Raw genomic sequence first — 23,193 nt, 5'->3', positions numbered from 1 at the left:
TGATTCGAGGCAAAGATACTGGTAAGTGCAATGGAGAAAAATTTTACATTTCAACGGTAAAAACATTTTTTTCTGCCTGTAAAAAAAACTATCTTCCAAGAGTTAACACAAGTACATGCGAAGAATTACCGGGTTAGTCAGTTTTCTCCTTCTTATTTGTTTTTTGATAGCTTGCAGCACCGCTTATAAGGCTGCTGCTGTGCAATACAAAGGGTACAGTGTTACCAATACTTCCAAAGACTCATCGTTTATTACTTTTTTACAACCTTATACAGATAGTGTAAATAAAAGTATGAGCACAGTTGTTGGAAAGTTGGCAGTTGATATGGATAAACGACAGCCCGAAGGTTTGCTTGGCGATTTTATGGCCGATGCAATGTTATCGGTAGCCGAAAAATATTATGAAACAAAAATTGATGCTGCTTTTGTAAACTACGGCGGCATACGCATTCCATACGTTAAGGCCGGTAACTTAACAAGAGGTCAGATATTTGAAATGATGCCTTTCGATAACATCATCATCTTACAAAAAGTAAAGGGAGCTGTATTGAAGCAATTCTTAGATCATATAGCAGGTAGAGGTGGTTGGCCACTATCTGGCATGTCGATGGTTATTAAAAAAGGGAAAGCAGAAAATATATTGATTGGAGGAAAAACGCTGGATCTTTCTGCAACATATACAATTGCAAATTCGGACTATGTAGCAAATGGTGGAGATAACAGTGAAATGCTGAAAGCTATTCCGCAAATGAATAAAGGCATACTGCTGCGTGATGCATTAATAGAATATGTACAGGAATTTTCAAAACAGGGAAAACCTGTTACGGTAACCGTATTAAACAGAGTAACAAATGCTGAGTAGAAGAAAATTTATACAACATACATCGCTAAGTACAGCAGCTGTATTAGCAGGTCAATGGGCAACTGCAGAAGGTGCAGCTGTACAACGGTTGGTTATTCTGCATACAAATGATGTACACAGCAGGTTGGAAGCTTTTCCAATGGATGGCAGCCGCAACGAAGGTGCCGGAGGTATAGCGGCAAGGGCAAAATTAATAAGCGATATAAGGGCAGAAGAAGAACATGTGTTGTTACTTGATGCCGGCGATATTTTTCAAGGCACACCCTACTTTAATTTATATAAAGGTGAACCGGAAATGAAAGCCATGCAAATGATGGGATATGATGCATGCACAATGGGGAATCACGACTTTGATGCAGGGCTTGAAAATTTTGCAACTCAGTTAAAGCAGGTAAGCTTTCCTGTATTATTATGTAATTACGACTTTACACAAACAGCTATGGAGCAAAAATCGGCTCCATATAAAATTTTTACAAAAGGTAAATTGAAAATAGGCGTAACAGGAGTTGGTATTGAAATGAAGGGATTGGTACCGGATAATCTTGCAGGCAACACCAAGTATCTCGATCCTGTGCAGAAGCTCAACGAAACAGCTGAGTTTTTAAAACGTACAAAAGGTTGCGATATGGTTATCTGTTTGTCGCATTTAGGGTATCAGTACCGTGAAAATTCAAATAAGATATGCGATGTGATTCTTGCAAAAGAAACAGAGCATGTAGATCTTATCATTGGCGGGCATACGCATACCTTTCTGGATGAACCGATGTTAGCAAAAAATAAAAAAGGTGAAGACGTGTTGATTAATCAGGTAGGTTGGGGAGGCATTCGGTTGGGTCGTTTAGACTATGAATTTATGCGGTACAAAAAGAAAAATCTGGCTTCGGCAAAATCAATTTCGGTTGGTAAAAAAACATAAGAATAAAAAATTTTTTTTTCCACAAAAAGTGTTGATATTCGCCGTCCCCCCTAATTTTTTTATAATGTTAATCGTTATAGAAAAATGCACGAGAGAAACAACAGGAACACTATTAACTCATTATATTAAACTGCTTTTGGAACAATGACGAAAACGGCTGAACAAGTTTGGAAAAGTTGTTTGACCATTATTAAAGATATAGTCGAGTGGCAACATTTTAAAACTTGGTTTGAACCAATTAAACCGGTTGAATTAAAGAATAAGATCCTTACCATCCAGGTACCCAGTCAGTTCTTCTTTGAATATTTGGAAGAACACTATGTAACGCTGCTTGCAAAAACATTAAAGCGTGAACTAGGAAAAGATGCGAACCTGGAGTATCGTATCATGATGGATAGCGGTAACAATAGTAACCGACCTATTACAATGGATGTTCCCGGTCATGGATATAAAACGTATACAAATAACGAAATGGATTTTCCGCTCGTGATAAATAACCCCGTTAAGAACCCGTTTGTAATACCGGGCTTAAAAAAGGTGCAGATCGATCCGCAGCTGAATCCTAACTATACGTTCGATACATTTATTGAAGGCGATTGTAACCGTGTTGCCCGCAGAGCAGGTAAAACAGTTGCCGATAAGCCAGGCGCTACTTCTTTTAATCCTCTTGTAATTTATGGAGGCGTTGGTTTGGGTAAAACACATTTAGCCCAGGCTGTAGGTAACGAAGTAAAGCGTCAGCATCCGAATAAGGTGGTGTTATATGTAAGTTCCGAAAAATTCATTAACCAGTTTGTAGATCATAGCCGTAACAACGCCATCAACGATTTCATTCATTTTTACCAGTTGGTAGATGTATTGATTATTGATGATGTGCAGTTCTTCAGCCGTGCAGAAAAATCGCAAGATGCCTTCTTTGCCATTTTCAACCATCTGCACCAAAGCGGCAAGCAGCTCATTCTTTCATCAGATAAGCCACCAAAAGATCTGGAAGGTGTGCAGGAACGTTTGTTAAGTCGTTTCCGTTGGGGTTTAAGTGCCGATTTGCAAATGCCCGATTACGAAACCCGTATCGAGATCCTGGAAAAGAAAATGAAGAATGATGGTTTGGATATGCATAAGGATGTGGTAAAATACATCGCTTATAACATCAACACCAATATTCGTGAGCTGGAGGGTGCTTTAATTTCATTATTGGCACAATCCTCGCTGAATAAAAAAGAAATAGACTTAGATCTTGCAAAGAAAGTGCTGAAGAATTTCGTTAAAACATCATCCAAAGAAATTACCATCGACGCCATTCAAAAAATGGTGTGCGACTACTTTGATGTGCCTTACGAAAAGCTGTTGCAAAAAACACGTAAACGTGAAATTGTGCAGGCCCGTCAGATAACTATGTATCTGGCAAAAACGTTTACAAAAAATTCGCTTAAAACAATTGGTGAACATTTTGGCGGAAGAGATCATACAACCGTTATCCACTCTTGCCAAACAGTAAAAGATTTAATGGATACAGACAGTATGTTTAAAGAAAGCGTACTTGAACTGCAGCAAAAAGTACAATTGGCTGCGATGTAAATAAGCCCAAAACCCTGATAAAAAAATTGATCCCGGATTCATAAAAGAATTCGGGATTTCTTTTTGGTGCTTTAACTGCATACAACTATTTTTGCAACCCCTTAGGGGATCGTTTACTTCTTGTAAACACGGCGGGAGGTAGTTCAGCCCGGTAGAATACCTGGTTTGGGACCAGGGGGTCGCAGGTTCGAATCCTGTCCTCCCGACAAAAAAAGGTAACCGATTTGGTTACCTTTTTCTTTTATATAAGTTTAGCTACTTCTTCTTAAGCGATGATTCTCTTATTAGTAACGATGAGTGTAAAATAATACGATTGGTGTTTTTTACACTTTCATCTCCCTTCAACAAGTTAATTAAACAGGATACTGCTACTTCACCAATTTTATTGCCGGGATAATCGATGGTGGTAAGATTAGGATCAATCATTCTGCTTACAGCATCGTTATTAAATCCGGCAAAAGCAATATCATCCGGAATTTTTATACCATGTTGTTTTAAGTGAACCATACAATAAACAGCAGATAAATCGTTGGCACAAAAAACAGCATCAGGTCTTTGTTCTGCATCCATTGCAAGAATTGTATTTGCTGCAGTTGTGGCATCCTGCTCGTTAAGTGTACTTACCAATACACGTTTTTCATCGAAAGCGATTTTGTTTTCTTCCAATGCCTGTTTATATCCCTTTAAACGATCGGCATAAATATCTCTCGTTAAATTACCGGTGAGGTGCATAATTTTTTTGCAACCCTGTTCTATAAGATGTGTAGTTGCTTTGTAGGCAGCCTGGTAATTATCTATAACAACAGAAGTGCTTTCTACTCCCGGAAAGCTACGGTCGAAAAAAACAACAGGTATCTGTTTGTCGAAAAAAGGTTGAATGTGTGCTATATCTGTAGTGGTATAAGCCAACGAAATGAGGAGCCCGTCAATACGTTTGTTAAACATCGTGCTGGCATTACTTTTTTCCAGTTCCATTTTTTCCAGCGACTGGCTTATAATAAGATCGTAACCTTCCTTACTTGCAACGTCTTCCATACCGGCTAATATAGAAGTCATAAAATAACTGTTTAGCCGGGGAACAATAATGCCAAGTGTTTGGGTACGTTTATTACGCAGGCTGCTGGCAAAATTATTATGACGATACCCCATTTCTTCTGCCTTTGCGAGTATGCGTTGTACAGTAGTTTTGTTCAATGCCGGGCTTTTTTTCAATCCACGGCTTATGGTTGCCGGCGAAAGTTTCAATTCACGGGCCAGATCGTATATCGTTATTTCTTTTTGCATCAATCCTTTACAAAGTTCTAAGTGAAACTAAGGTAAGGATTTTTAAAAAAAAATTATGCAATCGGTTGCATATTTCAAAATTATTCCTACATTAGCTTTCAGAAAGGCATTCAGCTGTTTCTTAATTGTGGCAAACTTCAATTTGGCTATTGAAAAATTGGAGGTAACAATAGACCAAGGTTGCAAGCCTGGTTTATTGTATTTCTATAAAGGCATTGTAAGACGGGTAATCCGTAGGATAATGCTAATTTTTTGTCTGATTAATGCAACCGATTGCAAAAAAAATGTCTTGCTAAATCCCGATCCATCGGGCCATATAAACGATAACTACTGTTATGAGAGTATTGCTTGCTCCGCCAAAAGCTTCAATCATTTTTTGCAGTGCATTAACCACCGCATTGTACAATGCTGTATCGGTGTTTCCGTCTTTTTTTAGAGGCTGTGTGTTCTATATCTCCAAACATTATTACACAAGCAAAATACATCACCCTCCCACCTGAAAGGAGGTTTTAATCCAATAACAAATTTCCTGGTACGACCATTATTAACTGTTTCAAAACTCAAAACTCGAATTGACTATGCCAAACAAAAAAACGATTTTGTCACTTTTGGGAAGAAAAGCGACAAAGGCAGCTACGCTGGCAATTGCAGTGTTGCTTCAACTGCTATTTTTTACCGGCTCCGCCAACGCACAAAACGTAACGGTAAAAGGTAAAGTAACAAACGAACAAGGGTCGCCTGTTGAAGGCGCTTCCGTTGTTGTAAAAGGAACTACAAACGGAACTACTACAGACAATACAGGAAGCTTTACAATTTCTGTACAACGAAATGCTGTACTGGTTATTTCGGCTATTAACTTTTCTGATAAGGAGGTTGTAGTTACAGATGCCAATATTAATGTTAAACTGGAACCGCTTGAAAAGTCTTTAGGCGAAGTTGTTGTAATTGGTTATGGTACGCAACGTAAAATAGATGTAACAGGTGCTGTAGCCAGTGTTAATCTCGAAGCCCGCAGAGATCTTCCAATGACTAATGTTGGACAGGTATTGCAAGGAACTGTACCGGGTTTGAATGTTGGTTTATCAACTGTTTCGGGAGGTACTCCGCCAATTTCAATTCGTGGTAGAGTAACATTAAGCGGTAATCAGAATGTGTTGATTATATTGGATGGTATACAGTATACAGGTTCTTTATCATCAATTAACCCCGATGATATTGCAACAATTGATGTATTGAAAGATGCAAGTTCAACCGCTGTTTATGGTGCACAGGCGGCAAATGGTGTTATTCTCATCACTTCTAAGAAAGGACGTAAAAGCGAAAAGCCACGACTTTCTTTTTCTTCATCGTATACAGTTCAACAACCAACAATCGGAGACCTGAGACCATTCGACAGAGATGGCTTTATTAAATTCATGACGGAGAATTTCTATGATAAAGCTTATTTGGCGCCCGGCTATACACAGCCCAATCCCAGTTTTCGTCTTCAGGATTGGATTGACCCGGTGTTAGGAACACCAACAACAGGTTTGCAGCCACATAACTACGATTGGTTTGATGAGGCTACTAAAAACGGTTCAATTTATGAAGCCAATCTGAGCATTTCAGGAGGTTCGGATCGCTTTACGTATTTTCTTTCTGGTGCCCTTGTTGATCAGAAAGGTTATATCATCAACGATAATTTTAAACGTAAAACAATCAGAGCGAACCTCGAAACAAAACCCTTAAGCTGGTGGAAGGTTGGTGTTGTTTCTTCTGCTTCGTTTGTAAACCAGGATGGTGCTGAACCTTCTTTCGGAAGCATTCAGCGTATGCCTCCATTGCTTCGTCCATACGACAGCACCGGAACGCTTATTCCTTTTCCAACAAGAACATTGGAACCAAGTCCGTTTACTACCTATTACGTAGACGATGTTGAACGGAATAACTACTATTTCGCTAACATTTATACCGACATCAATTTCCCATTCCTTAAAGGTCTTAATTACCGTATGAACTTTGGTAATAACTACAGAGAGTCAAAACGATTCTTTGCAAGTATTTATGCAGCAGGCCAAACAGGACAGGCGTTTAAAAACTATCAGAATTATTACGACTATACGTTCGATAACATCCTTACTTATAAAAACACATTTGGTAAGCATGATGTTACTGCAACTTTATTATATGGTGCAATTGAACGCCAGTTTAACAGTACCAACTCAAGAGCAGAAGGATTTACACGTTTGAATTTAAGTTACAATAACCTTTCTCTTGGTACAAACAGGTTTACAGAATCGAGTGCAAATGCAGAAGCACTCAATTACCAAATGGCAAGAGTAAACTATAAGTTTAACGACAGATACCTGCTTACGGGAACAATCCGCAGAGATGGTTTCTCAGGATTCTCTAAAAACTTCAAGTATGGTGTATTCCCTGTTGTTGCACTTGGCTGGGTAGTTTCCGAAGAAAAATTCATGAAAAATATTAAAGCAATCAATTCATTAAAATTAAGAGCAGGTTATGGCGTAAACGGAAATCAAACTGCACAGTATACATCTATTGCACGTGTTGAAACCAACACATCTTATATCTATGGTGATGGTGGTACAACAGCATTTGGTCAGCAGGTTTCTTCGCTTGGTAACGACAACCTGGAATGGGAACGTACTGCAGGTTTAAACATTGGTGTTGATTTTGGATTGCTCAAACAAAACCGTTTAACCGGTTCACTTGAATTTTATAAAAACAAAACAACCGATCTCCTGTACAGTATTAACATACCAAATGTTACTGGCTTTGGAAGCATCAGAACAAATGTGGGCCAAATTGATAACACAGGTTTTGAAGCTGCAATCAATTACAACATCATCCGTGCAAAAGATTTTAAATGGGATGCGAACCTTAACTTCTCTGCAAACATCAACAAGATCGTAACTATCAGAGGTATTGATGCAAACGGCGATGGTATTGAAGATGATCTTATCTCAAGTGGTTTGTTTATCGGAAAAGCAATTGGTACTATTTACGATTACCAGTTGGATGGCATCTATCAATTAACAGATACAAGATTACCCGGTTTCCCTGTTGGTTCACTCCGCATCGTAGATCAGAACAAGGATAATGATATTACACAGGCCGCCGATCGTATTGTATTGGGAAGAAGAGAGCCTGCATACCGGGTTAGTTTAGGAAACACATTCTCGTATAAAGGTTTCTCACTCTTTGTGTTTGTTAACTCTGTACAAGGTGGTAAAAACGGATATCTCGGTAACAACAATCCTTCTTATTTCAGAGAAGACAATACAATCCGTATTAACGATTTAATGGGTATCGATTATTGGTCGCCTAATAATCCGAATGGTAAGTACCCCCGTAACGTTTCCGGCACACGTGCTAAGTTCGAACCAAGCTATTGGCAAGACAGAAGCTTTATCAGATTGCAGGATGTTACACTCTCTTACAATTTTTCGAAGCTGCTGAAAAAATTACCGGTTGAAACAATCAGTGCTTTTGTAAGCGGCAGAAATCTCTATACCTGGACAAACTGGGAAGGATGGGATCCTGAAACAGAAGCGGCTGATGCAAATGGCGTATTGCAGGCACAAGGTCTGCTTATTGGTGGCCGCCCTGTGTTAAGAACGTTTACGTTTGGTGTTAACCTTGTTTTCTAAAAAAATAAATCTACTATAATGAAATATATATATCGATTGACATTGCTGATTCTTATACTGACGGTTTCGTCGTGTAAGAAATCTTTTCTCGACGAAAAACCGCTTTCGTTTTTAAGTACAACAAATGCATTTATCACAGCTAATGATTTTAATGCGTCGATCAATAATCTGTATAGAAACGTACGTGATGAATTTTATGCACGAAGCGACTGGCAACCGATGCAGTATCTGTACAGAACAGATTTGGTTATTGAAGTAACTGTTGGTTCTAATCCACAGCTTGCAACAGAATTTGGTCCAAACGGAACGCTTGCGAATAATCACTGGGCACAAATCTGGAAAATTGTAGCAGAAGCAAATACAATCATCAGCCGTATTCCTTCTTCTTCTCTTTCTGCAACAGATAAAGTAGCATTTGAAGCAAAGGGTCGTTTCTTCCGTGCATTTGGATATCGTACACTTGCTTATTTGTGGGGTGGTGTGCCGCTTATTACAGAAGAGATCGTTTCGGAGAAAACAGATTTTAAAAGAGCTACAAAACAGGAAATTTTAAACCAGGTAATTGAAGATCTGAAATTTGCTGCAGCAAATCTTCCTGGTATTACAGCTGTTAAAGACGGGGAAATTTCGAACCTTGTTGCACAACATCTTTTAGCAGAAGTTTATCTTGCAGCAGGTCAAAATCAAAATGCAGTTGATGCTGCTACTGTTGTAATTAACGATCCTGCAACAGATTTAATGTTGAGTCGTTTTGGTTCACGTTCTGCTGTTAATCCCGGCGATGTGTATTGGGATCTTTTCCAGGCAAAAAATCAAAACAGAAAAAGTGCAAACAACAGAGAGGGTCTTTGGGTAATTCAGTTTGAAACGGATGTGCCCGGCGGTGGTGCAGTTTCTACTGCAATGGCAGGTTCTTTTCAAATGGAAAGGGTACATGTTCCCTTGTTCAGAGATTTTCGTGTAAATGGTGTTGCCCAGTTTCGTTGGCCTGTGAGCGATTATACAGGTGGTCGTGGTGTAGGGTTTATGCAGCCTTCACGTTACTTTGCTGATACAGTATGGGCAAGCGATTTCAATAACGATATCAGAAATGCCAATCATAATTTCATCAGAGTAATACCTGTTACAAATCCAGCCAGTCCTTTATACGGCCAAACAGTATCTACACAAAATCCTCCTCCCGGTTCAGGTGTAACATATCCATCAAGGGTTTTTTATCCATACCAGGCAAAGGCTACAACTATTGCCGATCATCCTGCCGGTTTGTATGTAAACCCCGGTTCATCAGATCCTACATTGAAATATGAATTGAAAGCATCGGCCGGTGGTACATATGCAGATCAGTACATGTTCAGATTGGCAGAAACCTATTTGCTGAGAGCAGAAGCTTATGTAGGATTGGGTAATACCGCTTCAGCTGCTGCAGATATTAATGTAGTTCGTGGCAGAGCAAATGCAAGCATTATTACTCCGGCACAAGCTACTATCGATTACATTCTTGATGAACGTATGAGAGAATTTGGTGTTGAAGAAAAACGTATGCTCACTCTGATGCGCTTAGGTAAACTGTACGACAGGGTGAAAAAGCATAACTCGTTTTATGGTGTTAACATGCAACCGCATTTTAATCTTTGGGCTATTCCTTTTGGTGAAATTGAAAGAAACACAGGAGCAGTATTAACACAAAACCCCGGCTATTAATTCTATCTTAATAATGAAAAGGAGAGATGAATTCATTTCTCCTTTTCATTACACTTAACTTTCTATAGATCGACTTACTCTTTAATCAACATGGTTTTTTTTCAGCGATATCGTCATTTTTGTTTCACTGGTTTATTAGCGTTTGTTGTAAGTGTTGCGTCTGCGCAATACAGTTCGCATCGTGTTTTGATCAATGATGGCTGGCGTTTTCATAAAGGCGATCCTGCCGGTACAAACGGTTTGTCGTACGATGTGCGTCCCGATGTTACAGACAGAAATGATAATGTTGTGGCCGATTCAAAACCAACAGAAGGAGTTGCAGTTAAAGCAGCAGATACAGTATTAAAAAAATGGATACTTCCTTCTGCAAATAGATTTATTAAAGATGCAACAAAGCAACATCAGCGACCTGCAGGTAATCCCGGTGCAGATGTAGCTTTTGTACAAACAAATTTCAACGATAGCGAATGGGAGAAAATTACTCTTCCGCACGACTGGGCTATTAATGGGCCGTTTTATAAAGAAGCCAATGCAATAGTTGGCGGTGGTATGGGACGTTTGCCTGTACAGGGTATTGGTTGGTACAGGAAAAAAATAAATATTACAGCAGCCGATAAAAACAAATCGATTTATCTCGACATCGATGGTGCAATGTCGTACACTGTTGTTTGGTGTAACGGTAATCTTGTTGGAGGATGGCCTTATGGTTACAATTCGTTTCGTTTAGATCTTACACCGTATGTTAAGCCAGGCAGTGATAATCAAATTGCGATCCGCATCGATAATCCAACAAACTCTGCACGTTGGTATCCCGGTGCAGGTATTTACCGCAATGTATGGCTTACGAAAGTAAACCCTGTGCATGTAGCACATTGGGGTACTTTTATTACTACGAAAAATGTATCTGCAGCTGCGGCAACAATTGATCTTGCAGTGCAGATTGAAAATAAATCAACAGCCAATCAAAACATACAGGTTGTTACCGAAGTTTTTTTGTTTGATACTAAGTTGAAAAAGAAAGGAGCAAAGGTTGCTTCGTTTCCTGCAGCAACTATTGTTGCAACTGCCGGAACAAACAGTAAAATTGGAAAAAGTATTATACTAAAGAATCCGCTGTTGTGGGGACCTCTTCCTGCACAAAAACCAAACTTATACATTGCTGTTACACACTTGCTTGCAAACGGGAAAGTAGTGGATGAATATCAAACGCCGTTTGGCATCCGTTCACTAACCTTTGATGCAGAAAAAGGACTTTTTGTAAATGGAAAGCCGGTGCGTTTCCAGGGCGTTAATCAACACCACGACCTTGGTGCATTAGGTGCAGCATTTAATGTGCGTGCAGCAGAACGTCAATTGGAAATGCTGCATGAGATGGGTTGCAATGCAATTCGTTTGGCACATAATCCACCTGCACCTGAGTTACTGGAGTTAACCGATCGGATGGGTTTTTTAGTGATCGATGAAATATTCGATAGTTGGGAGCGTAAGAAAACAGCACTCGACTTTCATTTGATCTTTCCCGATTGGTATGAAGCAGATACCAGATCGTTCATTCGCAGAGATCGTAATCATCCATCCGTTATAGCATGGAGTTACGGTAACGAAGTTGGTGAACAATACACGGCAGATACAGGTGCGCTTGTTTCAAAAAAACTGTACAACATTGTAAAAGAAGAAGACAATACACGGCCTGCAACTGCATCGATGAACTATGCAAAACCAAACATGCCTTTTCCTGCAGTAATGGATATGCTCAGTTTAAATTACCAGGGCGAAGGTATTCGTGATGCTCCGGCTTATGCACATCTCAGAGGCATCCGTACATCACCATTGTATCCTGCATTTCATGAAAAGTTTCCGGATAAATTAATTGTAAGCAGCGAAACGGCTTCTGCATTAAGCACACGTGGTTCGTATGTTTTTCCGGTAACAAGTGGCAACAGTGCACCGGTAAGCGATACCACAGGTGGTGATCCGGTAAATAAATATGTAAGTGCATACGAGTTGTACACGGCTCAGTTTGGTGCATCGCCCGATAAAGTGTTTGCATCGCAGGATAAACATCCGTTTGTTGCAGGTGAGTTTGTTTGGAGTGGTTGGGATTATTTAGGAGAACCAACACCTTACTATTCTGCACGCAGTTCTTATTCGGGTATTATTGATCTCGCCGGATTTAAGAAAGATCGTTTCTATTTGTATCAATCACGTTGGCGTTCCAATCTTCCAATGGTACATATTTTACCGCATTGGAACTGGCCCGATCGTATTGGACAAATTACACCCATCCATATTTTTACTTCCGGCGATGAAGTGGAATTGTTTTTGAATGGCCGTTCGCTTGGGAAAAAGAAAAAAGCTGCCTACGAATATCGTTTACGTTGGGATGATGTGTTGTATGAACCGGGCACAGTAAAAGCAGTAGCCTATAAAAATGGAAAGAAGTGGGCTGAAGAAACGATACAAACAACCGGTGCTGCTGCGCAATTAAAACTGCAAGCAGACCGCACAATGATTGATGCAGATGGGTATGATCTTTCATTTATTACTGTAAGTGTTACCGATAAAAATGGAGCAACAGTGCCTGTGGCAAATAACAATATCGGCTTTAGTATAGAAGGTGTGGGAGAAATTGTAGCGACAGATAACGGAGATCCGGCAAATCTTGTTTCTTTTGCATCGAAAGAGCGGGAAGCATATTTTGGATTCGTGCTGGTAATTGTACGTTCGAAAGCGGGCATGCCGGGTGTAATAAAACTTAAAGCATCTGCACCGGGTTTAACAGCTGCAGTTGTTGAAATAAAAACGAAATAACAGATTAAAATATTCTCATGTTAGTTTGTTTAGGGTCATAATTAACAGCACGGGGGAATGCTTCTCGTTCCCCCTTTTTTTAAACAAAACAGGAAGAATGCTATTATTAGGAATTGATATTGGAACATCGTCAATCAAAGTATCGGTGGTTGATGCACAAACGCAGCAAAGAATTGTGTCGGTGAGTTATCCCGAAACAGAAACTGAAATTATATCGAAACAACCGGGTTGGGCAGAGCAGAATCCCGATGTCTGGTGGGAACATACACAACTGGCCATTCAAAAAGCAAACGTAACAGGTTTGTATAACCCAAAGGAAATTGCGGCCATTGGTATTTCGTACCAGATGCATGGATTGGTGATTACAGATAAGAACGATCAGATTTTGCGTGATAGTATTATCTGGTGCGACAGTCGTGCGGTTGAAATTGGTAATGCAGCTTTTGATACAATAGGTCCATCAAAATCTTTACAGCATTTATTAAACTCTCCGGGAAATTTTACTGCAAGTAAACTCGCCTGGGTAAAACAAAACGAGCCGCAGTTATACCATCAGGTAAAACATGTAATGCTTCCCGGCGATTATATTGCGATGAAGCTGAGCGGTATGGTTACAACAAGTATTTCAGCATTGTCCGAAGGCGTTTTCTGGGATTTTGTAAATAACGAACTGTCGAAAGATGTGTTCGGTTATTATGGATTTAATGAAGCATCAATTCCCGAAATAAGAAATGTATTTGCAGAACATGGCCGATTGAGTGAAGAGGTTGCCAATAAACTTTCGTTGCAGCAAGGTATTCCTGTTTCGTATAAAGCAGGCGATCAACCAAACAATGCATTCTCGTTAAATGTACTCGAAGCAGGTGAAGTAGCAGCAACTGCAGGAACAAGTGGTGTGATCTATGGCGTGAGTGATGAATTAACATTCGATCCGCAATCACGTATCAACAGTTTTGCACACGTGAATCATACAGCTGAGCAAAAGCGTATCGGTGTTTTGTTATGCATCAACGGTACAGGTATTCTTAACCGCTGGATGAAAACAATTACCGGCAACGGATCGTACCAGGCAATGAATGATGCAGCTACAGCTGTTTCCATTGGCAGCGATGGCGTATTTGTTTTGCCGTTTGGCAATGGTGCAGAACGTATGCTGGAAAATAAAATGGCCGGCGCACATATACAGGGGCTCGATTTCAATACACATACACAGGCGCATTTATACCGTGCATCGCAGGAAGGTATTGCATTTGCTTTCCGTTACGGGTTAGATATTATGCGTGAGAACAAAATGAATCCTTCGGTAATACGTGCAGGTAAGGCCAATATGTTTTTAAGTGATGTGTTTACAAAAGCATTTGTCAACACACTCAACATACCTGTTGAATTACACAATTGCGATGGCAGTGTTGGTGCTGCATTAGGAGCAGGTATTGGAGCAGGAATTTATAAACACGCAAAAGAAGCCTTCAGCAATACAAAACCTTTGGCTGTAATTGAGCCGGATGGTACAGGTAAGTTGTATGATGAGTTGTATGCAGAATGGAATACCTTGCTGAGCAAACAGATAAACTGAAAAAGTAAACATTCGATAACACTGCTGCAGAAAAGCAGTTAAATAAAACAACCATGAGTATAGTAACAGGACAAACAGAATTTTTTAAAGGCATTCCTCAAATTAAGTTTGAAGGAAGTGGTAGTGATAATCCTCTTGCGTTCCGCTGGTATGAAGAGAACAGGGTAGTTGCAGGAAAAACCATGAAAGAATGGTTACGTTTTGCCTGTGCGTATTGGCACAGTTTTGTAGGAAGCGGTGCAGATCCGTTTGGCGAACCAACGCATATTTTTCCATGGGATGTAAAAGCAGATGCTGTTGAACGTGCAAAAGATAAAGCTGATGCTGCATTTGAATTTATGACCAAGTTGGGCTTACCTTACTATTGTTTTCATGATGTGGATGTTGTTGATTATACCAACGATGTAAATGAAAATGATAAACGTTTACAGGCTGTTACAGCCTACCTTGCCGAAAAGCAAACGGCAAGCGGTGTGAAGCTTTTGTGGGGCACAGCGAATTTATTTTCGAACAGACGTTATATGAATGGCGCTTCAACCAATCCGGATTTTCATGTGCTTGCTCACGGTGGTGCACAAGTGAAAGCCGCATTGGATGCTACCATTGCTCTCGGAGGTGAAAACTATGTGTTCTGGGGCGGACGTGAAGGTTACATGAGTTTGCTCAACACAAACATGAAACGTGAAAAAGAACATCTTGCACGTTTCCTGCATACAGCAAAAGATTATGCACGCAAAAACGGCTTCAAAGGAAAATTCTTTATTGAACCAAAGCCTTGCGAGCCAAGCAAACATCAATACGATTACGATTGCGAAACGGTAATTGGTTTCCTTCGTCAATACGATTTGCTCAACGATTTCAGTTTGAATATTGAAGTAAACCATGCAACATTAGCAGGGCATACTTTCCAGCACGAATTACAAGTTGCAGCAGATGCAGGTTTGCTCGGCAGTATGGACGCAAACCGTGGCGATTACCAGAATGGCTGGGATACCGATCAGTTCCCGAACAACATCAACGAACTGGTTGAAGCAATGCTGGTAATTGTGGAAGCAGGTGGTTTTACAGGTGGTGGCATCAACTTCGATGCAAAGATCCGCAGAAACAGTACCGATATGGAAGACCTGTTTTATGCACACATCGGCGGTATGGATGCATTTGCACGTTCGCTGGTTATTGCGGAAAATATTTTGCAGAAATCGGATTACAAAACGATCCGCAGCAACCGTTATGCTTCGTTCGACAGTGGTAAAGGAAAAGAATTTGAAGAAGGTAAATTAACACTGGAAGATCTGCGTGCATATGCAGTTGAAAATGGCGAGCCAGCTGTAACAAGCGGTAAACAGGAATATCTCGAAAACCTGATCAACCGTTTTATTTAAACGGGCGGCTTTTCTATAAAAAATCCTCTTCAGTACGAAGAGGATTTTTTTATGTGTTTTACGGAAAGGAATGTCTTTTAAGCGACAATTTAAAACCGAACGGCACAGTAGTTTCGTATAGTTCATAATTGAAAAAGCTAAACCGAGTTTGTATGAAACCTGTCGTTCTTACAGTAACTGTATTTTTTATATTCTTTTCTTCCTGTGTAAAACAACGAACACCCGAGGTAACACTTAACGATGCTGCAGATACAACAGCAAAACTGAAATATACCGGTGTTTTTATGAATGGCCCTTGGGGAAGAGTGAGTGGCAAAGCAATTATCAGCCAGGCATATAACGGACAGTTTTCATTGGTTCTGGACAGCGTAACAATTTCAAACGGTCCGGATCTGTACGTTTATCTTTCGAAAGAAATACAACCGGTTAATTTTATCAGTTTAGGAAAATTAAAAGCAACCATGGGTACACAAGTATATTCAATTAACGGCATGCCCGATTTTGCTGAGTATAAGTATGCCCTGATACATTGCCAGCAATACAATCACCTGTTTGGAAGTGCGTTGCTGATGATGCCATAGCCGCAATTAACCCGTTACCATTTCTCTTGCAGTTACAAGCGAAGAGTCGGTTGGTCTTTCGCCGCTGAGCATTTTTGCAACAGCTTCTATCTGCTCATCTTTTGTCAATCGGCGGATCTTTGTTTTAATAACCGATTTTTCATCCTGTTTGTAAACAAAATAATGGGCTTCGGCTTTTGCAGCTATCTGTGGCAAATGTGTAATGGTAATTACCTGTTGACGGTTTGCCAACTCCTTCAATAAAACACCAACCTGTTTTGCAGCTTCGCCGCTGATGCCTGTATCAATTTCATCAAATAACATTGTTGATAACGAAATACGTTCGGCCACCAACGATTTTATGCACAGCATCAGTCTGCTTAATTCGCCACCACTTGCAACTTTACTGATGGGTTCGAAGCGGTTGCTTTTATTTGCATCGAACAGGAAATTTATTTTATCGATTCCGTAAGCATGTAACATGCCGGTAGTAAGTTCAACTTTTAATTGTGCATTTGGCATGCCAACACGGGCAAGCAATGCGTTCACCTGTTTTACAAACGGCTCGGTTTGTTTGCTTCGTAACTGATGAATGTTTTTTGCTTCTTTTTCCAGTTGAAGTTTTAATTGCTCGGCTTCTTTTTCTTTTGCAGCAATATTGTTGTCTGCTTCTGCAACAGCCTGCAATTCCTTTTCGAGTTGTTGCTGTAAGGCAAGCAATTCGTTGGTAGCATGCAGTCCATGTTTTTTCTGCAGCTTGTAGCCGATCTCCATCCGTTCGTTCAACTGTTGCATGCGTGCTTCATCAATGCTGATGTTGTTTTGCAAATGATCGAGTTCCGATGCAATATCGCTCAGCTCAATTTGAGCACTCAATAAACGTTCGCTGATGTTGCTGATATCGGCGTGTACATCTTTATATTGCTGCAAACGCTGCAATATAATTTTTAACTGTTGCACAACCGGTGTGTCGCCTTCTTTTAAAAATGCAACTGAATCGGTTAATACAGCTGCAATGCTTTCAGCGTTGTTCAACAGTTTTAGTTCCTGCTCAGCTTCTTCCAGTTCGTTTGGTTTAAATGAAGCCTGTTCCAGTTCGTCGAGTAAAAACTGTTTATAATCCTGTTCTTTTTGTTGTTGCAGCTGTTGTTGTTTCAGCTGCTCAAGTTCTTTTTGTAAACGTGCAAAGCCGAGGTATTGTGAGCGATACAGCTCCACAGCTTCAGTACAACCTGCCAAAGCATCTAACACTTCACGCTGAAAATCTTCTTCACCCAATTCCAGGGTGTCGAACTGCTGGTGCAGATCAACCAAAGCAGAAGTAAGTTCTTTCAGTTGTGCAATTGTTACAGGTGTATCATTAATAAATGCTCTCGATTTTCCCGTTGCAGCAATTTCCCTGCGCAGAATAAGTTCTTCATCTGCATCAATATCGTTTTGTGTCAGCCATTGCTGCAATTGTTTTTTGCTGCTGCCAAAAATTGCCTCCACCACACATTTCTTATCTGGCAAACGAAGTACAGAACTATCGGCCCTGTTGCCAAGCACCAATCCGAGTGCACCTAATAAAATGGATTTACCTGCACCTGTTTCGCCGGTGATAATGTTCAGTCCCTGCTGAAAATCAACACGAAGCTCATCTATGATCGCAAAATTCTGTATGGATAACTGTAGCAACATAAGCAGCTCAAAACTAAATGAAATAGGGCAAATCTGCGAAAGCTGTTTAAAGGGGGCAAATCGCTTAAAAAGTGATTTAAAAATTACCTGCTGAAATAAAAACAGATGTATAAAACGGGTTTGTTTTTTTACGGTAAAGCCCCAACAAGGCTCAAATGATCTGTGCCAAAGATTTCCTGAAAAAATAGAACAACCGTTTGCGCAGGTTTTTCAACCGTTTGCGCAAGTGCAAAGGGTTTCGGGGCTTTTGGAGAGATAACATCACCCATATAAATTTGGTTTAACGAAGAGATGATAATTACATCACAACAACATAACATTTCGATACAGTTGTTGATGTAGCAAGGATGAGAAAAACGATTGCTGAATTCAAATTTGATGATCCATTATTCTGTTTGCCATAAAGCCATATAAATAAAAACAGAAGTGTGTAGAATGTGATTATTCAAGTGCAGCCCGATTAGAAGATTGATGACAATTTGATCAAGAGCCGTTAAGGCGAAGATTGATTTCGATAAATAAGGATTACTGTGGTTAACGCTGTGGTGTATCCTGGGTATAAACCTAAACTAACTGACTTAATTATGAAGAAGCGAATGATTCTGTCTGCGACAGCACAGAAGCTTATTGTTACTGCATTGCTGTTTTCTTTCGTTGGTAATGCAAACGCTCAGTCCGATACAACTTCAACCTCCTCCAAGAGCGATACAGCAATCATGTCTGTTACAAATGGCGTTAAGGTAGAAACTGCAACAGCAGGGTTTAAAGAAATCAGTTTTGTGCCCTTGCGATATGTGCTTAAGCAGCCGGTTATTTCGTTGCAGCAGATAGTAAAAGGAAATGCAGCGGGTGTACATGTGCAGGAGCCAAGCGGAGAACCAGGCAGCGAACAGAATATTTTTATCCGTGGTATTTCTTCACCATTGCTTAGTAAACGTGAGCTATTCGATCAGCAGGCAGCGATCTTTCTCAACGGCATTCCACTTGCGCAGGATAATCCATTTGCTTACGAAATACAGAAGTACGATTTTAACCGCATTGGTCCGGCTACCAATTTGCTTGCAGCGATCAATCCCGATAATATCGAATCTATTGAAGTAATAAAGGATCCGTTAACACTTGCCGCCCTTGGACCTGTTGCAACAAATGGTGCTATCTGGATAACTACAAAAAATGCACATTCAGGTTACAGGGAAATAGCAGTAAACAGTTATTATGGTTATGCATTGAAGCCTTCAGTTACACCGGTTAATGCTGCGTATGAGAATAGTTTTCGCAAACCATTTTACGATCGCTTTGGAACGCTTGCAGATCGTTTGAATTATCCTCCTTACTTAAGAGATTCTACCAATGCAGATTATTATGGTCCTGCAAACTGGGGCGATAAGTATTATGAAAATGCAGCTTTGTACAATCTTGATTTGAGTTTAACCGGAGGATCGGAGCGTGCTAATTTCCGTTTCTTCGGCAGTGCAACCAAAAATGCATCAAGTGCCGACCGTACAGCTATTAACCGTTACACAGGTTCGTTCTTTATTAATGCTTCGCCTATTAAATGGTTAACGGTATCGAGCATGTTAAACTATAATCGTTTAGAGCGTACACGTAACCGCAATATTCGTGACCGCCTGGCAGAGCAACGTTATATTCCCGATTTAACTAACCCGCTTACGCCGAATAAAAACGTGTACAGTTCTTACCTGAATGAATTCGATAAAGTAATCGACGATAATACATCGAATGTTATCCAGGGATATTTTGCTTTATCGGCCAACCTCAACAAATTCAGTTATCGTGGCAGAATTGCATTTGATTACAACGAAGGCATCCGTGATGTTTTCTGGCCTACCACTTTATTAGAAAAAAACAATTTTGTATCCAACTACTTCGGGTACAACCAACGCATGGTTGTAAGCAATACCGCATCCTATCAGATAGATGTAAACCGCAGGCAAAAATTAATGCTTGAGGCTGGTCAGAACTTTATGGCCGATACTTATAAGTATGATTATGCATATGCATACAACGGGCCTAACGATTTTGTAAAGATCAATGTGGTGAATGGCGACCCCAATGCAGCGGACTATCTGTTGCCTGCTGCTTTCCGTGTTTATTATTTCCCAAGCAAAATGCGTTCGGCACTTGCTTCGTTTTCGGGCAAGGCAACTTACTCGTTTGATGATGTGTTGAAACTGCATGCTGTTGTAAGCAGAGACGGCTCATCAAACATGCAACCCGACAATCGCTGGACAACTAATTTTTCCGGAGGCATTGAGTGGGATGTTAAAAAACATTATGGCGATGCATTAAAAGACTTCAATGCATTTTCGGTTAACGCATCGTGGGCACGTTTAGGAAAATTGTTGAACGACGACAGGTTTAATGCAGGTGCACAATACCGTGTAGATATGGGCTGGGGTAACGAACCAACATTGGGTTCTTATGCAGGTATTCCGGGCATATCAAGACCATATACCAGCGGATGGGTTGGTTATGGTATTCCATGGGCTTACAGCGAACAGGCAAATCTTGCTGTACGCATGGGTTTCTTAAACGGTAATCTCAAATTTGGTATTGATGTTTATAACAGGGAAGACAAACAAATGCTGTTGCCTGTGCCTGTACCAACAGAATGGGGGTATACAGGTGCCTACAAGTCGGGCTTACATGTACGCAACAACGGTATCGACTTTACCATGTTTGCAAACATTCTTCCTGAGGATAAGCATGAGCTGAGTTGGAGCGTTTCTGCAAACTTCAACTACAATAAAAATAAACTCGTTGCATTACCGGGCGGATTGGATGAACTTATTATTGGCAATAACAAACTGGTTGTTGGAAAACGCATTGATGCATTTTGGTTGTTGAAAAATTTCGGCAACTACAAACGTCAAAATCAGATCACGGTTAATCCGCAAACCGGTGTAGCGCTTAACTATCGTGGTGTACCCATTACATTAGGCGACCCCTGGTGGTTAGATCTTAACGGCGATTACCGTATTAATGATGATGATAAACTGGTAACAGGAAATTATTTGCCAAAAGTTACCGGCGGGTTTAGTACAACGCTTGCGTACAAGGCATTCAGTCTCGATATGCAGTTTTATACAGCATTGGGTCACCAGGTGTTGAACCAATATGCTTCCTCACGTCTCGATTTTATTAATGTAGAAGCAAGCAACAATATCAACTCTGTAAAAGAAATCACTTTCTGGGAAAAGAAAATGGATCTGTCGGGTTATCCCATGTACAATCCGTGGAGTTCGGTAGTGCCTTACCGTCTCGATCAAAGCTTGTTCCTCGATAACGCTTCGTTTTTAAAGCTTCGCTCCATAACACTCAGTTACGAACTGGCAAAGGCAAACAGCAAAAACAAATCGCTCCGCAGTTGCTTGTTTTATATAACAGGTACCAACCTTTTTACAATAACGTCATTTAAAGGCGATGATCCTGAGCTGGTGAATTATAATGGCATCTATACAGGCTATGGATTGCCACTTTCACGAACAGTTATTGCAGGTGTTAGAATTGAATTATAAAAATCATTTAAACTAATCAGTAAACATGAAGATGACTTTAACAGCAACAAACAAAGTAATGAGCGTTGGAAAAAAACTGTTGCTTGCTACCGTATTGATGCTTTTCATGGGAGCTTGTAATAAACAATTAGACATTAAATCGTCACGCCAGGCCGATGAACAAGGGCATTGGGATTCGTACGAAGATGCAAGAAGCGGTTTGATGGGCTTGTATGGTTTGCTTCGTGCAGCGCTTGCAGATAACAATGCGCATTGGATGTGGGGAGAGTTGCGTAACGGCGATTTTCTTTCGGTGTACAGAACCGATCTTAAAGCAGTGATTGATGGTAAACTCAACGCATCGTTTCCAACTATTGAAGCTGCAACTAACTGGCGCAGGTTTTATGCAGTTATCAATGCAAGTAACCTGTTTATTGAACGTGTTGCAGGTTGTAAGGCAGATCAACGTTATACGGAGTCGTATTACAAACTCGATGTAGCACAGGCAAGAGCTATTCGTGCATTTACTTATTTCTATATAGCAAGAATATGGGGCGATGTTCCATTGATCACTGCTACGAAAGAGGGCAGTTTTGAAGAATTGCCACGCACCAATCAAAACGCTGTGCTTTCGTTTGCAGAACAGGAGTTGGTACAGGTAGCACCTAATCTTCCGTTTCTTTATTCAGGGGTTGATCCTGCACAGATTTATCCGAACAATTATTACGGGTACAACTCTTCACAATGGTTAAATGCTCCGGTAACACGCCTGGCAGCTTATGCAACACTTGCACATATTGCAGCGTGGCAGGGTCGTTATATCGATGCAGCTGTTTACACAGAGTATATTGTTAACAACGCATCAAAAAGTAATCTCACTTTAGTAAGCACTACCAACCTGGTAACAACATTGTTTAACAGCGGTGTTAATAATAACTACAATCAACTGCTTGGTTTCAGCTTTAACCGCAACGTGGGCGAAACAACTTCTGAAGGGCATATTGAACAACTCACGTTGGCAAATACAACCTTGTATCCAATGTCGAAACCGTTACCGGAAATATATGTGCCGAAAGATTCTATTGCATCAGCGTTTCCCAGAAGTAATGGCGGAACCGATCAACGCTTTGGTGTAGATCCTGCATCGGTACAACAAACTATTTATACCAACTATTTCGAAAACTACAGTGCAGCTGTTCCTGTGTTTAAAAAGATTCGTGTGGTTGATGGTAATGTTGGTAACGCCGGACAGTTTGCGGTGTTCAACTCTTCCATTGTGTTTACACGCCTCGAAGAAATTAAACTGTTGCGTGCAGAAGCGTTGGCTGTATTGGGCCAAACCGATGCTGCTTACCAGGAGTTAAATGCTGTAAGAGGTGTAAGAGGTCTTGCATCTGTTTCTCCTGCACCATCACGTGATCTGTTAACAGAAATATTTGCAGAACGCAGAAGAGAATTAATGGGCGAAGGCTGGCGATGGTACGACCTGGTTCGCTTCAATAAATTAAAACGCACAAACCCTGCTTTTAACATGTTGATTGATAAAGGTGGTATTTACTGGCCCATTGCACAGGAAGTGTTGAACAGAAATTCAAAGATTACACAAAATGCCTACTGGCAATAAGCCGGCTGTGGTATAAACGAAACGTTTTCAGCAAAAGTAAAAATGTAA

14 protein-coding genes and 1 tRNA gene are annotated in these 23,193 nt (G+C 40.4%); 12 read left to right on the top strand and 3 right to left on the bottom strand.

From position 1 onward, the window contains the following. Window positions 1-115 precede the first annotated feature (115 nt). From ESA94_RS06100 to ESA94_RS06085, 4 genes are all read left to right on the top strand, one after another. Complete coding sequence (locus tag ESA94_RS06100) at window positions 116-862, top strand: 5'-nucleotidase C-terminal domain-containing protein (protein WP_129129940.1); 747 nt, start codon at window positions 116-118, stop codon at window positions 860-862. Beyond that, window positions 852-1,778, top strand: coding sequence for a bifunctional metallophosphatase/5'-nucleotidase (locus tag ESA94_RS06095; protein WP_129129939.1), 927 nt, complete (start codon window positions 852-854; stop codon window positions 1,776-1,778). The genes ESA94_RS06100 and ESA94_RS06095 overlap by 11 nt, the downstream gene beginning before the upstream one ends. Window positions 1,779-1,922: 144 nt before the next feature. Continuing rightward, on the top strand, window positions 1,923-3,356 hold the full coding sequence (dnaA, locus tag ESA94_RS06090) for a chromosomal replication initiator protein DnaA (RefSeq protein WP_129129938.1): 1,434 nt from the start codon (window positions 1,923-1,925) through the stop codon (window positions 3,354-3,356). A 132-nt stretch (window positions 3,357-3,488) separates the two neighbouring features. Further along, window positions 3,489-3,562 (top strand) — tRNA-Pro (locus ESA94_RS06085). Window positions 3,563-3,611: 49 nt separating this feature from the next. On the opposite strand, the gene ESA94_RS06080 is transcribed toward ESA94_RS06085, so the two are convergent. Further along, window positions 3,612-4,640 (bottom strand): LacI family DNA-binding transcriptional regulator, encoded by a 1,029-nt coding sequence (locus tag ESA94_RS06080; RefSeq protein WP_129129937.1) that lies wholly within the window; start codon window positions 4,638-4,640, stop codon window positions 3,612-3,614. A gap of 608 nt (window positions 4,641-5,248) precedes the next feature. Between ESA94_RS06080 and ESA94_RS06075 the strand changes: the two genes are divergently transcribed. The 6 genes from ESA94_RS06075 (at window position 5,249) to ESA94_RS06050 (ending at window position 16,344) form a co-directional block, all read left to right on the top strand. Continuing rightward, on the top strand, window positions 5,249-8,293 hold the full coding sequence (locus tag ESA94_RS06075) for a SusC/RagA family TonB-linked outer membrane protein (protein WP_205755914.1): 3,045 nt from the start codon (window positions 5,249-5,251) through the stop codon (window positions 8,291-8,293). An 18-nt stretch (window positions 8,294-8,311) separates the two neighbouring features. Then, entirely contained in the window at window positions 8,312-9,994 is a 1,683-nt protein-coding gene (locus ESA94_RS06070) for a RagB/SusD family nutrient uptake outer membrane protein (protein WP_129129935.1), read from the top strand. A 90-nt stretch (window positions 9,995-10,084) separates the two neighbouring features. Then, window positions 10,085-12,805, top strand: coding sequence for a beta-galactosidase GalB (gene galB / locus ESA94_RS06065; protein ID WP_129129934.1), 2,721 nt, complete (start codon window positions 10,085-10,087; stop codon window positions 12,803-12,805). Window positions 12,806-12,902: 97 nt separating this feature from the next. Next, window positions 12,903-14,381 carry a xylulokinase gene (locus ESA94_RS06060; RefSeq protein ID WP_129129933.1) on the top strand — a complete coding sequence of 493 codons (1,479 nt, stop codon included), beginning with the start codon at window positions 12,903-12,905 and terminating at the stop codon, window positions 14,379-14,381. Window positions 14,382-14,434: 53 nt separating this feature from the next. Then, window positions 14,435-15,763, top strand: coding sequence for a xylose isomerase (xylA, locus tag ESA94_RS06055; RefSeq protein WP_129129932.1), 1,329 nt, complete (start codon window positions 14,435-14,437; stop codon window positions 15,761-15,763). Between the two features lie 152 nt (window positions 15,764-15,915). Continuing rightward, complete coding sequence (locus ESA94_RS06050; RefSeq protein ID WP_129129931.1) at window positions 15,916-16,344, top strand: DM13 domain-containing protein; 429 nt, start codon at window positions 15,916-15,918, stop codon at window positions 16,342-16,344. 6 nt (window positions 16,345-16,350) lie between these two features. Here ESA94_RS06050 and recN read toward each other — a convergent pair whose 3' ends face one another. Both recN and ESA94_RS21375 read right to left on the bottom strand, forming a co-directional pair. Then, window positions 16,351-18,003: a DNA repair protein RecN gene (recN, locus tag ESA94_RS06045; RefSeq protein ID WP_129129930.1), complete on the bottom strand. Its 1,653-nt coding sequence runs from the start codon at window positions 18,001-18,003 to the stop codon at window positions 16,351-16,353. 128 nt (window positions 18,004-18,131) lie between these two features. After that, window positions 18,132-18,272: a hypothetical protein gene (locus tag ESA94_RS21375; protein WP_164972664.1), complete on the bottom strand. Its 141-nt coding sequence runs from the start codon at window positions 18,270-18,272 to the stop codon at window positions 18,132-18,134. A 315-nt stretch (window positions 18,273-18,587) separates the two neighbouring features. Here ESA94_RS21375 and ESA94_RS06040 point away from each other — a divergent pair, with 315 nt between their 5' ends. Together ESA94_RS06040 and ESA94_RS06035 are read left to right on the top strand one after the other, a co-directional pair. After that, window positions 18,588-21,542 carry a SusC/RagA family TonB-linked outer membrane protein gene (locus tag ESA94_RS06040; protein ID WP_129129929.1) on the top strand — a complete coding sequence of 985 codons (2,955 nt, stop codon included), beginning with the start codon at window positions 18,588-18,590 and terminating at the stop codon, window positions 21,540-21,542. A gap of 25 nt (window positions 21,543-21,567) precedes the next feature. Continuing rightward, entirely contained in the window at window positions 21,568-23,145 is a 1,578-nt protein-coding gene (locus tag ESA94_RS06035; RefSeq protein WP_129129928.1) for a RagB/SusD family nutrient uptake outer membrane protein, read from the top strand. Window positions 23,146-23,193: the final 48 nt, after the last annotated feature.

The organism is Lacibacter luteus (assembly GCF_004118265.1).
Lineage (GTDB): Bacteria > Bacteroidota > Bacteroidia > Chitinophagales > Chitinophagaceae > Lacibacter > Lacibacter luteus.
Note: the sequence above shows the minus strand (reverse complement) of the source record. Positions and strands in the feature narration are given on the sequence as shown.